The 12,253-nt window shown below is 74.3% G+C and carries 14 protein-coding genes; 4 read left to right on the top strand and 10 right to left on the bottom strand.

All coding sequences use genetic code 11. The features are described 5' to 3' along the window. Positions 1-201 precede the first annotated feature (201 nt). Positions 202-405: a hypothetical protein gene (locus tag CLV35_RS13230; RefSeq protein WP_147431966.1), complete on the bottom strand. Its 204-nt coding sequence runs from the start codon at positions 403-405 to the stop codon at positions 202-204. Between the two features lie 41 nt (positions 406-446). After that, positions 447-872 carry a RidA family protein gene (locus tag CLV35_RS13225; protein WP_121193980.1) on the bottom strand — a complete coding sequence of 142 codons (426 nt, stop codon included), beginning with the start codon at positions 870-872 and terminating at the stop codon, positions 447-449. A 140-nt stretch (positions 873-1,012) separates the two neighbouring features. Here CLV35_RS13225 and CLV35_RS20810 point away from each other — a divergent pair, with 140 nt between their 5' ends. Genes CLV35_RS20810 through CLV35_RS13210 form a run of 3 tightly spaced genes read left to right on the top strand, consistent with a single transcriptional unit; the run spans position 1,013 to position 3,214 of the window. After that, positions 1,013-2,086, top strand: coding sequence for a hypothetical protein (locus CLV35_RS20810; protein ID WP_183061963.1), 1,074 nt, complete (start codon positions 1,013-1,015; stop codon positions 2,084-2,086). A 1-nt stretch (position 2,087) separates the two neighbouring features. Next, positions 2,088-2,777 carry a hypothetical protein gene (locus CLV35_RS13215; RefSeq protein WP_121193979.1) on the top strand — a complete coding sequence of 230 codons (690 nt, stop codon included), beginning with the start codon at positions 2,088-2,090 and terminating at the stop codon, positions 2,775-2,777. Beyond that, positions 2,774-3,214 (top strand): hypothetical protein, encoded by a 441-nt coding sequence (locus CLV35_RS13210; RefSeq protein ID WP_121193978.1) that lies wholly within the window; start codon positions 2,774-2,776, stop codon positions 3,212-3,214. The genes CLV35_RS13215 and CLV35_RS13210 overlap by 4 nt, the downstream gene beginning before the upstream one ends. 3 nt (positions 3,215-3,217) lie before the next feature. Here CLV35_RS13210 and CLV35_RS13205 read toward each other — a convergent pair whose 3' ends face one another. The 7 genes from CLV35_RS13205 to CLV35_RS13175 all read right to left on the bottom strand — a co-directional run bounded on the left by CLV35_RS13205 (position 3,218) and on the right by CLV35_RS13175 (position 9,012). After that, positions 3,218-3,955, bottom strand: a complete 738-nt coding sequence (locus CLV35_RS13205) for an SDR family oxidoreductase (RefSeq protein WP_121193977.1) — start codon at positions 3,953-3,955, stop codon at positions 3,218-3,220. 16 nt (positions 3,956-3,971) lie between these two features. Then, on the bottom strand, positions 3,972-4,589 hold the full coding sequence (locus CLV35_RS13200) for a DedA family protein (RefSeq protein WP_231121790.1): 618 nt from the start codon (positions 4,587-4,589) through the stop codon (positions 3,972-3,974). Between the two features lie 20 nt (positions 4,590-4,609). Next, the gene (gene dapC, locus CLV35_RS13195; RefSeq protein ID WP_231121789.1) at positions 4,610-5,740 is read right to left on the bottom strand and encodes a succinyldiaminopimelate transaminase; all 1,131 of its coding nucleotides are present in this window, start codon (positions 5,738-5,740) and stop codon (positions 4,610-4,612) included. After that, positions 5,737-6,060 (bottom strand): ferredoxin, encoded by a 324-nt coding sequence (gene fdxA / locus CLV35_RS20515; RefSeq protein ID WP_121193975.1) that lies wholly within the window; start codon positions 6,058-6,060, stop codon positions 5,737-5,739. The genes dapC and fdxA overlap by 4 nt, the downstream gene beginning before the upstream one ends. Positions 6,061-6,147: 87 nt before the next feature. Then, entirely contained in the window at positions 6,148-6,663 is a 516-nt protein-coding gene (locus CLV35_RS13185) for a flavin reductase family protein (protein WP_231121788.1), read from the bottom strand. Then, complete coding sequence (locus CLV35_RS13180; protein ID WP_147431965.1) at positions 6,660-7,037, bottom strand: DUF6113 family protein; 378 nt, start codon at positions 7,035-7,037, stop codon at positions 6,660-6,662. Before CLV35_RS13180 ends, CLV35_RS13185 begins: the two co-directional genes overlap by 4 nt. 28 nt (positions 7,038-7,065) lie before the next feature. Further along, positions 7,066-9,012: an AAA family ATPase gene (locus CLV35_RS13175; protein WP_231121787.1), complete on the bottom strand. Its 1,947-nt coding sequence runs from the start codon at positions 9,010-9,012 to the stop codon at positions 7,066-7,068. A gap of 268 nt (positions 9,013-9,280) precedes the next feature. Here CLV35_RS13175 and CLV35_RS13170 point away from each other — a divergent pair, with 268 nt between their 5' ends. After that, entirely contained in the window at positions 9,281-11,167 is a 1,887-nt protein-coding gene (locus CLV35_RS13170) for a S8 family peptidase (protein ID WP_121193972.1), read from the top strand. A gap of 24 nt (positions 11,168-11,191) precedes the next feature. On the opposite strand, the gene mshB is transcribed toward CLV35_RS13170, so the two are convergent. After that, the gene (mshB, locus tag CLV35_RS13165; protein WP_121194312.1) at positions 11,192-12,097 is read right to left on the bottom strand and encodes an N-acetyl-1-D-myo-inositol-2-amino-2-deoxy-alpha-D-glucopyranoside deacetylase; all 906 of its coding nucleotides are present in this window, start codon (positions 12,095-12,097) and stop codon (positions 11,192-11,194) included. Between the last annotated feature and the right edge of the window lie 156 nt (positions 12,098-12,253).

Raw genomic sequence — 12,253 nt, 5'->3', positions numbered from 1 at the left:
GGTTCGAATGCTTGCCTGAGGTAGTCAGGAGCGATCGCACCGTAAGGTCACCGATGTACGCAGCAGTAGCCCTTTCCGGCGATTCGTCTACAGAGTTAACAAACCGCCCCGAACTGCAACCCGCCGGAAACACGGCCCCCTCGGCGATGATCATGAGGAAGTCAGGCGACACGCCGGGCGTGTCACCTGACTAGCCCATGATCATCGCGGGGGTGCGGAGGGGTCGCCGTCGTCCGGCCCGTCGCCGGTCAGCTCCTGGTAGTGCTCCACCTGGTCGGGCGAGGGGTCGACACCGACGGACTCGGCGTACTCCTCCGCACGCTCGGGGTCGTGCTCGCCCGAGGGCTCGGCGGTGCCGGGGAAGACGGGGCTGGCGGCGGGGCGGACGGGGTCGGGAACGGTCATGGCCGCAGCGTTCCCCGCCGCGGCCACGACCTACCCGGCGCTCAGCGACCCGCGCTCACCTCGATCTCGACGGTCATGCCCGGGATGGCCAGCCGGCTGACGCCGACCAGGGTCGCGGGCGGGGTGGCGCCGGCGGCAGCGAGCCGCGAGACGACCGCGCCGTAGCCGGCGAGGGTCGCGTCGACGTCAGTGGCGTAGACGGTCATGCGCAGGACGTCGCGCAACCCCATGCCGCCGGCGGCGAGCAGCTCCTCGACGTTGGCCATGGCGGCGGCGAGCTGGGGCTCGACCTCGCCGGGGTGCTGCAGCTGACCGGAGCGGTCGGTGGCGCCCTGGCCGGCGACGGTCAACAGCACCGACGGCGCCGGACGCAGCTGCGCCTGGTCGTAGTGGAAGCCGGCGTTCCAGGTCGTGGGGTTGATGTGGACGGTGGAGTGGTGCCCGGTGTGGGCCGTGGTCGTTGTCATGGCACCACCGTGCGCCCGGGCACTTGCCGTTCTCTTGCGGACGACTTGGCGGCCCCGCAGCGGCCGGGTCGAGCGGGCGACACACCGCACGGCCCGCCACCCGGCCGGAACGCCCCGGCACCTGACACAGTTGTCCCACCGTGCCGCAGCAGACAGCCCGACGACCGGCGCCGAGGCGTACCTCCGGCGCGGGCGCCCGGCCACGCCCGCGCACGGCGCGCACGGGCCGCGCGAAGCAGGGGCGCGACCTGCGCTGGCTCGCCGCACTGCTGATCATCGCCTTCGGCCTGCTCGTCGTGGCCGGCGCCCAGCGGCTGGTCAGCGCCCTGCTGCCGGACTCCTTGCCCTTCGTCCCCAGCTCGAAGGCGTGCACGGTCACCGTCGGCTCGACCGAGGTCGGGCTCGACCGCGACCAGGCCGCCAACGCCGCGACGATCGCCGGAGTCGGCACCCGGCTCGGGATGCCGCAGCGTGCCGTCACCATCGCGATCGCGACCGCGCTGCAGGAGTCCAAGCTGCGCAACCTCGACCACGGCGACCGCGACAGCCTCGGGCTGTTCCAGCAGCGGCCGTCGCAGGGCTGGGGCACCGCCCGCCAGGTGCAGGACCCGGTCTACTCGTCCACGAAGTTCTACCGCGCGCTCGACGGGGTCGAGGGCTGGGAGCGGCTCTCGCTGACCCGCGCCGCGCAGGCGGTGCAGCGCAGCGCACTGCCGTCCGCGTACGCGAAGCACGAGCCGCAGGCGGCGGCGCTGGCCAACGCCCTCACCGGGCACACGCAGGCCGCGCTGACCTGCCGCACGAGCCCGGCGAAGGCACCCCGCCAGTCGCTCACCGGCACGGGGCTCACGACGCGGGCCAACAGCGTACGCAGTGCGATGGAGGCGGTCTGGGGCAAGCAGTCGCTGGGCGGCTTCGAGCCCGGCGGCGTCTCCACCGGCCACATCGAGGACTCCGCGCACTACGAGGGCCGGGCCATCGACGTCTTCTTCCGGCCGGCGAGCACGGCGAACCGCCTTGACGGCTGGGCGATGGCGCACTGGATGGTGGCCAACTCCGCCCGGCTCGAGCTGGCGACCGTGATCTACGACGACCACATCTGGAGCGCGGCGCGCTCGTCGCAGGGCTGGCGCCGCTACGTCAGCGACGACCCGACCAACGCCATCAAGCAGCACCGCGACCACGTGCACGTCGACGTCGTACGCGGCGGCTGAGGTGGCGACCACCGCCACCGGGCACCCGGGAGAGGTACGCCTGCCTGCCGCCGTCGCGGTGGTCGCGGCCATCACGCTCTACGCCCTGCTGCCCAGCCGGCTGACCCTGGGCCCGCGGCTGGTGGTGCCCGCGCTGGAAGTGCTGCTGTTCATCCCCGTGCTCGCCGCCAACCCGCACCGGCTGCGCCGGGAGAACACCTGGTTGCGCAAGCTCTCGCTCGGCCTCGTCCTCCTGATCGCCGCCACCAACCTGCTGGCGCTGGTGCAGCTGCTGCGGGCCCTGCTCGAGAGCCACACCCCGCAGGGATCGGCTCTCGTGGTCGGCGCTGGTCAGGTGTGGTTGACGAACATCCTCGTCTTCGGGCTCTGCTTCTGGGAGCTCGACCGCGGCGGCCCGGTCGTGCGGACCCAGGTGGCGCGGGAAGACCTGCCTGCGGCCGACTTCCGCTTCCCGCAGGACGAGGACCACGACGCGGTGGGCGAGGTGGCGACCCGCTCGTCGGTGAAGTCCGGCTGGCTGCCGGGGTTCGTCGACTACCTCTACGTCTCGGTGACGAACTCCTCGGCGTTCAGCCCCACCGACACCATGCCGCTGTCGGCGCGCGCCAAGTGCCTGATGGCGGTCGAGTCGGTGTCGGCGATCCTGCTCAGCGTGCTGGTCATCGCGCGCGGCGTGAGCCTGCTGCAGTGAGCGTCGGCGAGCGGACCACGCCCGAGCTGCTCGCCCAGCTGGCTGAGGTCGTCGACGAGCTGCGGCGGCGCGGGCTCGAAGGGGCGGCAGCCGACCCCGCGGGCAGCTTCGCCCGCTGGCTCGTCAGCGCGCTGCTCGGCGGGCGCCCGGCCGGGCCTGGTCGCACCTACGACGTGCTCGACGCCGACGGCGAGCGGGTCGCCGTGCTGCTGGCCGAGAGCGGGCAGTTCCGGCTGCGCAGCTGGGGCTTCGACGTCGCGGCGTTCGTGGAGCTGCGCGGCGGCACGCAGGTGGAGCGGCTCGTGCTGGTCCCGCGTGCGACGGTGCAGCAGAACGCCGCGCGTGACACGCACGGCCCGGTGGTCGCTCTGGCGGCGCTCGGCGGAGCAGGACGCGACCTCACGCGCGAGGCGCGTGAGGCCGCGTCGTCAGGCTGAGGGTCAGCTGCCCTGCTTCATGCTCCACATGGCCCACAGGGTCGTGCGCAGCCGGCGGGGCTGCTGCAGGACCGTGACGATCGCGAACGCGACGTCCTCAGGGGCGAGGTAGTCGTCGAGCGCCGGGTCGCCCTCGGTGCGGCCGTCGCCGATGGCGAACTCGGTCTTGACGCCGGCGGGGCAGATCGTGCTGACGCGGATGCCCTCGGCGCGGACCTCGCGGTCGAGCGAGCCGGCGAGGCCGACCTGGCCGAACTTGGTGGAGGCGTAGACGGCCTCGTCCTCGCCGCCGCGCAGGCCGGCGACCGAGCTGACGATGACGACGTCGCCGCCGTCGCCCTGGGCGCGGAACTGGCGCACGGCCGAGCGCACGGTCCACACGGTGCCGTCGAGGTTGGTCTCGAGCATCGTGCGGAGCTCGTCGTCGCTGGCGTCGGTGATGCCGCCGTACTTGCCGAGGCCGGCGTTGGCCACGACGCTGTCGAGCCGCCCGAAGCGCTCCACCGCGGCGGCGACGAGCGCCTCCTGGTCCTCGGGCTTGCGGACGTCGCCGGGGACGGCGAGGGCGTTCTCGGCTCCGAGCTCGGCGACGAGGGCCTCGAGGCGGTCGGCGCGGCGGGCACCGAGCACGACCTTGGCGCCGGCCTCGACGAGCAGGCGGGCAGCGGCCTGGCCGATGCCGGAGCTGGCACCGGTGAGGGCGACGACTGAACCGGAAAGATTGCGGGACTCTGCAGGCATGGGCCAAGCGTAGGTGTCAGGACTTCTCGGCCCGACGCCGGTGCACGTGCCAGGCGAGGAGCAGTCCCACGACCACGACGGCCGCCGCGGCCGCGACGCCCCGGCCGAGCTGCGCCTCGACCCGCTTGTAGGAGTCTCCGGCGACGTAGCCGACCGTCACCACGATCGAGCCCCAGATGACGCCGCCCAGGGCGTTGTAGACGAGGAACTTGCGGTAGTGCATCTCGGCGCAGCCCGCGAGGGCCGGCATCACCGCGCGGAAGAAGGCGACCCACCGCCCGAGGAGCACCGCCATGCCGCCCCGGCGGGCGAGGAAGCGCTGTGCGGCCTCGAGCTGCTCGCGGCGCCCGGCCAGCAGCCGGTTGCGCAGCATCCGCGGCCCGAGGATGCGCCCGAGCTCGTAGCCGACGCTGTCGCCGACGATCGCCGCCAGCACGACCAGCACGAGCATCACCGGGAAGGACACGTGGCCCTGCGACGCGGCCACCCCGCCGAGCACCGCCACGGTCTCGCCGGGCAGCACGAAGCCGAGGAAGAACGCGTCCTCGGCGAAGACGACGAGCGTCACGATGAGGTAGACCCAGCCTGGCGCGACGTTGAGCAGCCTGTCGGCGAGGTCCTTCACTCCGCCCACGACGCGAAACCGCCCCGACCCTAGAGCCCGGCGAGCGCTGCTGCGGCGCGCGCGACGTCGGCGTCGGTGGCGGTCAGCGCGACGCGTACGTGGCGCGCCCCTGCGCTGCCGTAGAAGTCGCCGGGGGTGACCAGCACCCCACGCTCGGCGCAGGCGCGCACGGTGTCCCAGCAGGGCTCGTCGCGGCTGGCCCAGAGGTAGAGCCCGGCCTCGGAGTGCTCGACGGTGAACCCGCTGCCGAGCAGGGACTCGAGCAACGTGGTGCGGCGGGCGGCGTAGCGGGCGTGCTGCTCGCGCACGTGCTCGTCGTCGGCGAGCGCGACGGTCATCGCCGCCTGCACCGGTGCGGGCACGATCATGCCGGCGTGCTTGCGCACCTCGAGCAGGCCCGCGACCAGGGCCGGGTCACCGGTGACCAGCCCCGCGCGGTAGCCCGCGAGGTTGCTGCGCTTGCTCAGCGAGTGGACCGCGAGCAGCCCCTCGTGGGAGCCGCCGGAGACGTCGGGGTGGAGCACCGAGACCGGCTGGCGCGAGGGGTCCCACGACAGCTCGACGTAGCACTCGTCGGAGACGACCACGACGCCGCGCTCGCGCGCCCAGTCGACGACCTTGCGCAGGTGCTCGACCGGCAGCACGCGACCGGTGGGGTTGGAGGGCGAGTTGAGCCAGAGCATCGAGACCCGCTCGGGCCCGATCGCCGTGAGCGAGTCGGTGGCCAGCGTGTGGGCGCCGGCGAGCAGGGCGCCGACCGCGTAGGTCGGGTAGGCGACCGCCGGGACGACCACCGTGTCGCCCGCACCGACGCCGAGCAGCGTCGGGAGCCAGGCGACCAGCTCCTTGCTGCCCACCGTGGGCAGCACGTCGGCGGGCGCGACCGTCACCCCGAGGGTGCGGTCGAACCAGCCGGCTGCCGCCTCGCGCAGCGCGGGCGTGCCGTGCGTGGTCGGGTAGCCCGGGCTGTCGGAGGCCGCGGCCAGCGCCGCCTGGACGGCCGCGGGCACGGGGTCGACGGGCGTGCCGACCGAGAGGTCGACCAGCCCGCCGCGCGGCCCGCCGGCCTCGGCGGCGACGGCCTTGTAGGGCGCCAGGCGGTCCCACGGGAAGTCCGGGAGCGACGGGCCCCGGGGACCCGGGAGCCGCGTCCCGCTCACTCCTCGGTCTGCGGCGGCAGCGCCGAGACGAGCGGGTGGTCCTTCTCGATCAGGCCGAGCTTGCTGGCGCCGCCGGGCGAGCCGAGGTCGTTGAAGAACTCGACGTTGGCCTTGTGGAAGTCCTTCCACTGCTCGGGCACGTCGTCCTCGTAGAAGATCGCCTCGACCGGGCAGACCGGCTCGCACGCACCGCAGTCGACGCACTCGTCAGGGTGGATGTAGAGCATCCGCTCGCCCTCGTAGATGCAGTCGACAGGGCACTCCTCGATGCAGGCCTTGTCCTTGACGTCCACACAGGGCTGGGCGATGACGTAGGTCACGGGTTCGCTCTCCTCCTCGCACCGCGGTGCACGACCTCGCGCACCCGACGCGGAACAGTATCCCCGTCGCCCTCGCCGGGCGCGCGCCTACCTCCCCGTCGGGTGCCGCAGCGAGGTGTAGCCGCCCCGGAACCACAGCAGCGGCTCGGCCTGCGGGGCCGGCGCGCCGACCGAGCGGACCTCCCCCACGACGACGTCGTGGTCGCCGGCGCGGTGCGTCTGGACCGTCGCGCACTCGATCGTCGAGAGCGCTGCGACCAGCAGGGGTACGCCTGTGGCGGGTCCGCGCGACAGCGCCACCCGGTCGAGCTGGCCCTGGAGCGGCCGGCCGTTCTGGGCCAGCCACGCGGCGGCCGCCCGCTCGGTGACGGGCAGGACGCTGACGCCCCACACGCCGCTCTCCGCGACGGCCTCGGTGACGCGCGCGTCGACGTCGAGGCACACCAGCACGATCAGCGGGTCGAGCGAGACCGAGGTGAGCGTGTTCACCGTCATCGCGTAGTCCTGGCCGCCCGCGGTCGTCGTCACCACGCACACGCCGGTGACGAAGCGCGCCATCGCGCGGCGGAAGTCGTCCTCGTCCACCTCGGGCACGGCGCTCACCGGCGGCCCTCCCGCGAGGCGGCGAGCGCGATGCACGCCAGGCACGTGCAGGCGACCAGCGCCATCCCGCCGTAGGCCCAGACGTAGCCGGTGGTGTCGCCGCTCACCACGAGGTCGCCCTCGGGGCGGCGGCCCGACAGCGGCACGACCGCCACGAGCCACCCGACCGTCGCCGCCACCGGCAGCAGGCGCGAGGTGCCCAGCGCACTGGCCAGCGCCACGGCGACCGCGCTGGCCAGCAGCGCCAGCAGCAGCCCGGCAGGCACCCGCCCGGCGCGCACCTCCTGCGCGAACGAGCCGACCGCGCCGACGAGCAGGCCCAGCAGCAGGGCGAGCACGGGCCCGGCCACCGAGCGCGCCACCGAGGACCTCACGCGGGCGAGCCTAGGGCCAGGCGGCTGCTCAGGACTCCAGGACGACGGGCGCCGGCTGCTCCCGCAGGTCGACGACCACCTCGCGGGCAGCAGCCTCGAGCACGTCGGTGATGGCGCTCCCGACCAGCTCGTGGTGCTCGAGCAGCGCGTCGCGCAGGGCGGCGACGAGGTGCCGGTTGGCCCCGAGCAGGGTGCGGACGACGGCCTTCTGGTCCTGGAGCAGCTGCTCGACCGCGTCACGCCCTGCGCTGTCGCCCAGCACCCGGCCCACCAGCCCGCCGTCGCCGAGGGCACCCGGCTGCACGGCGGCGTAGGACACCAGCGAGCCGGTCATGCCGGCTGAGCCGACCATCTGCGCCGCGACCCCGGTCGCGTAGGCCAGGTCGCTCGCCGGGCCCGTCGACACGTCGCCGACGAAGAGCTCCTCGGCCACCTGGCCGCCGAGCGCGATCTGCACCAGGCCGGTCAGCTCGGCCTTCGAGCGGGTGTAGACGTCCTCGCGGTCGCCGTGGGCGAGCAGGCCGAGCGCGCTGCGGCGCTTGACGATCGTGAGGATCTCGAGCCGGCGCTGCGGCGCCACCAGCCAGGCGGTGACTGCGTGGCCGGCCTCGTGGGTGGCGATCAGGCGCGCCTCGGCCTCGGTGTAGTCGACCGGCTGCGCGACGCCGACCTCGACCAGCATGCGCGCCCGCTCCACGTCGACCCACGTCATCGCCCGCCGGCCGTCCTGGACGGCCTGCACGAGCGCCTCGTCGAGCAGGCCCTCGAGCACTGCGGGGCTGTAGCCGTTGGTCACCGCGGCGAGGGCGTCGCGGCGCTCGTCGGTGGCCAGCTCCTCGGTGTGCGCCTTGGTGCGCAGGAAGTGGTCGACCAGGTCGCGCCGGCCCTTCTTGGCCGGCACGTCGAAGGTCAGCCGCTGGTCGAAGCGGCCACGGCGTACCAGTGCGGGATCGAGCGCGTCGGCGCGGTTCGTCGAGGCGACGAGGAGGACGTTGGGGCGCTCGGCCGGCCGCAGGCGTACGCGCCGCGACGCCGGCAGCAGCGCGTTGAGCGCGTCGACCAGGCGGCCCAGCAGCTTCTGCGTACCCGTGGGCTCGTCGAACGACTGCATCTGCACGAGCAGCTCGTTGACGATCGTGTGCGCGTCGCCGCTGCCCGTGAAGCCGTGCACCTCAGACTGGTACGCAGTGGTGCCACGCTCCCCCGGCAGTCCTTCGAGCCCGCCGCAGCACAGCGCGCTCGAGGGCGACGCGCTGGTGGCGGCAGCAACCCCTGACCGGGCGGCACCGATGGCGTCGAGCTCGTCGATGAAGCCGACGGCTCCGCCGTGCGCCAGTGCGGCCTTGCGCAGGGCCTTGAAGTACTGACGCACCTTGCGCTGCGACGCCCCCTGCATCGGCGAGGCGAAGGACGTGCCGGTGGCGAAGAGGAACGGCACGCCGGCCTCTGCCGCGAGCGCCTTGGCGGTGTGGGTCTTGCCCGTGCCGGGCGGGCCCTCGAAGAGCAGGCCGCGCCGGGGGCGGCCGCCCATCTCGGAGGCGAACTCCTTGTGGGCGAGGAAGAGCTGGAGCGAGCGGACGACCTCGTCCTTGACCGGGTCGATGCCCACGACGTCGGCGAGGCGCACGTCGAGCTGCTCGGGCCGGTAGACGACGTGCGGGCTGCGCCCGGTCATCACCATCTGGGCGACCAGGACGCCCATCAGCATGAGGAAGAAGACGCCGGCCATGAGGGTCAGCGGGTCGACCGTCGGGGGGCTGGGCACGACGGGCGCGCCGCTGACCACCCGCCAGAGCACCCATACGGCGGCGAGGGCGACCAGCGCGGCGAGGCGGCGTACGCGTCCGCGCCGCTTGCGCTCCCGGTCGCGCGCCACGTCGGCCTGGCCGGAGCCCATCAACGGCGCCAGCCCGCCGAGCCCCGGCGCCTGGACGCTCCGACTGCCTGTCGCGACCCCTCGGTCTGCGCTCCGCATCGCCACTGCTCCCCCACCCCTCGGTGCACCCGCTCGGCCCATACTCAGCGCTGCCCGGCCCCCGGGGAAGCGCCCGTGTCCGAAACGACCCGATCGTGGGTCGGTGGCTCACCCGGTCGGCGGTGCGCCGAGCGACCGGGCCGAAGGTCCCGGCCAGGTCTGGGACCGGCCGGGCGGGCGGTATTGCCCCCGAGGGGCAGTACCGGCCGTCCGACCGCCCGTACGGTTCTCGTGTCACACAGCAACCGATGACGTACGGAGAGTATCGATGACGCGCTCGACCCGACGGCGTGCAGCCGCGGCCCTGGTCGTCCTCGGGCTCGGCTGCGCCGCGGCCGGCACCGCGAGCGCCCAGGAGCAGCCGGCCACGGGCGCCGGCCCGACGCGTACCTGGCTCGCGCTGGCCACCGGCCCCGTCGCCGAGACCTCCGCCGCCGTGCGCGCGAGCGGCGCCAGCGTCGTGCGGGAGCTCCCAGGCATCGGCCAGGTCGTGCTGCGTGCCGACGCTGCGCAGGTCGCGGCGCTCGAGACCACGGGCACCGTCCGCAGCATCACCCTCGACTCGACGGTGCACCTCTCGGGCGCGGCCTACACCCCCGCGACCGACCCGGGCAGCCCCTTCAACGTGTCGACGGCCGTGGGGGCCCGCGCGATGTGGAAGGCCGGCTTCACCGGCGACGGCGTCGACGTCGCGGTCATCGACTCGGGCGTGACCCCGCTGCCGGGCGGCCCGCGCCTCGTGGTCGGCCCGGACCTCTCGTTCGACGCGCAGGACCCGAAGAACGGGCGCATCGACGAGTACGGGCACGGCACCCACCTGGCCAGCATCATCGCCGGCGAGGACACCACCTCCGACGCCCGGACGAGCAGCGCCACGGAGACCGGCATCGCGCCGGACGCCCGCGTCGCGAGCATCAAGGTCGGCGACGTCAACGGCGGGGTCGACGTGTCGCAGGTGGTCGCGGCCATCGACTGGGCGGTCGTCAACCGCTCGAACCACCTGAACCTGCGGGTCATCAACCTCTCGTTCGGCACCGACACCACCCAGCCGTGGCAGCTCGACCCGCTGGCCTTCGCCGCCGAGAGCGCGTCGCGCAAGGGCGTCGTCGTGGTCGCGGCCGCCGGCAACACCGGTGGCGTGGGCCTCGACGACCCGGCCTACGACCCGTCGGTGCTGGCGGTCGGCGCGACCGACCCCCGCGGCACGACCGGGCCGGCCGACGACGTCGTGGCCAGCTACTCCAGCCGCGGCAACGGCGTGCGCAACCCTGATCTGGTCGCGCCCGGCACGGGGATCGTCGGGCTGCGGGTGCCCGGCTCGGTCATCGACGGCGAGACCGGCGCGGGCGGCTCCCGCTGGCTGCGCGGCACCGGCACCAGCCAGGCCGCCGCTGTCGTCAGCGGTGCGGCGGCGCTGCTGCTCCAGCAGCGCCCGAGCCTGACGCCGGACCAGCTCAAGGCCGTCCTGCGCGCCAGCGCGGCCCCGATCGCGGGCGCGAGCGCCGCGGAGCAGGGCGCCGGGCGCCTCGACCTCGCCAAGGCGATGGTCACGCCCGTCCCGGCCTCGGTGCCGACCGCTCCGGCCGGCACGGGGCTCGGCTCGCTCGACGCCTCGCGCGGCAGCCAGGTGCTCGTCCTCGACGGCGTGCCGCTCACCGGCGAGAAGGACGTGTTCGGCGGCGCGGTGACCTCGGCGCAGCTCGCAGCCGTGGCCTCGGGGCAGATCAGCCCGGAGGCGCTCGGGGCCTACGCCACCGCGTTCTGGACCTACACCGACGGCGTGCAGGGCGCCGAGCTCAGCTGGGGCCGCCTGTCGCTGCCGGCCGCCTTCTGGTCGGGCACGACCGCCGGCACCTGGTCGGGGCGCTCGTGGTCGGGGCGCTCGTGGTCGGGCCGCTCGTGGTCCGGGCGCTCGTGGTCCGGGCGCTACTGGTCGGACAAGCTGTTCCAGCCCGCCGAGGGCACCGCCCCGGCAGCCGCCTCGGCGACGACCACCGCGGCGTGCAGCGCGCTGCCGGCGTGGTCAGCCGCCACCGCCTACAACGGCGGCGGCTCCGTGACCTACGGCGGGCGGCGCTGGACCGCGCGCTTCTGGACGCAGGGCAACGTCCCGGGCGACCGCTCGGGGGTCTGGGGCACCGGCACCAGCTGCTGACGGATGCCCCTCCGCTGAGCGGCGTCAGACCCCGAGGCCGGAGAACAGGTCGGTCTCCCAGCCGGTCTCGGGGTCGGTCTCGCCGGCGCTGCCGCGGACCAGCGTGTAGTGCTCGAGCGCCCACACCTGGTCGCCCAGGTTGTTGGACAGCGCGAAGAACGGCCCGTCGACGGTGATCTGGGTCGCGTGGGCCCGCATGGCCGACAGCTTGGCGGCGACGTGGCCGGTGCCGTCGATGACGGCGGTGACCCGCTCGTCGGGCACGGTGTAGGGCAGCGGACCCTCGGGGTCGAGCCCCTCGAAGCTCGTCGAGTCGCCGGCAGCGCGCAGCGCCCGGAGGCCCTCGCGCATGCGCGACTCGGGGTTGGCGCACCAGTAGACCTTGCTGACCGACCACGGCTCTCGCGCCCCGGCGTCGGTGAAGCCCTCGTCCTCGGCGAGCTCGACGCCGCGCATGGCGGCGCGGTGGGCCTGGATGTGGTCGGGGTGGCCGTAGCCGCCGTTCTCGTCGTAGGTGACGACGACCTGGGGGCGCGCCTCCCGCACGACCTCGGCGACCAGCCCCGCCGCCTGCTCGAGGTCGGCCTGCCAGAAGCAGTCGGGGCGGTCGTTGGTCGGCAGGCCCATCATCCCCGAGTCGCGGAAGCGGCCCGGGCCGCCGAGGAAGCGCGAGTCGGTGACGCCGAGCGCCTCCATGGCGGCGGCGAGCTCGCCGACGCGGTGCTGGCCCAGGGCGTCGTCCCGGTCGGCGGCCAGGTGCTCGAGCTCGGGGACGAGCACCTCGCCCTCCTCGCCGAGGGTGCAGGTGAGCAGCGTGACGTGGGCGTTGGCCGCGGCGTACATCGCCATCGTCACGCCGTTGTTGATCGTCTCGTCGTCCGGGTGGGCGTGCACGAACAGGATGCGGCGGCGCTGGTCGAGGACCGCCATCTCCTGCTCGGCCTCGGCGGTCAGCTCGGCCGACTCGACCACGGCGGCCGCCTCGTCGAGCGCGGAGCGCTCCTCGGCGAAGGGGCCGTCCTCGGGGGTGCCAGTCGTCATGGGGCCCGACCCTACGCCGCGCCGGCCGCGGTGCACGGTCCCCTG

The sequence above is a fragment of the Motilibacter peucedani genome (assembly GCF_003634695.1).
Lineage (GTDB): Bacteria > Actinomycetota > Actinomycetes > Motilibacterales > Motilibacteraceae > Motilibacter > Motilibacter peucedani.
The sequence above is the reverse complement of the archived record's forward strand: the minus strand, read 5'-3'. Positions and strand labels throughout refer to the sequence as shown.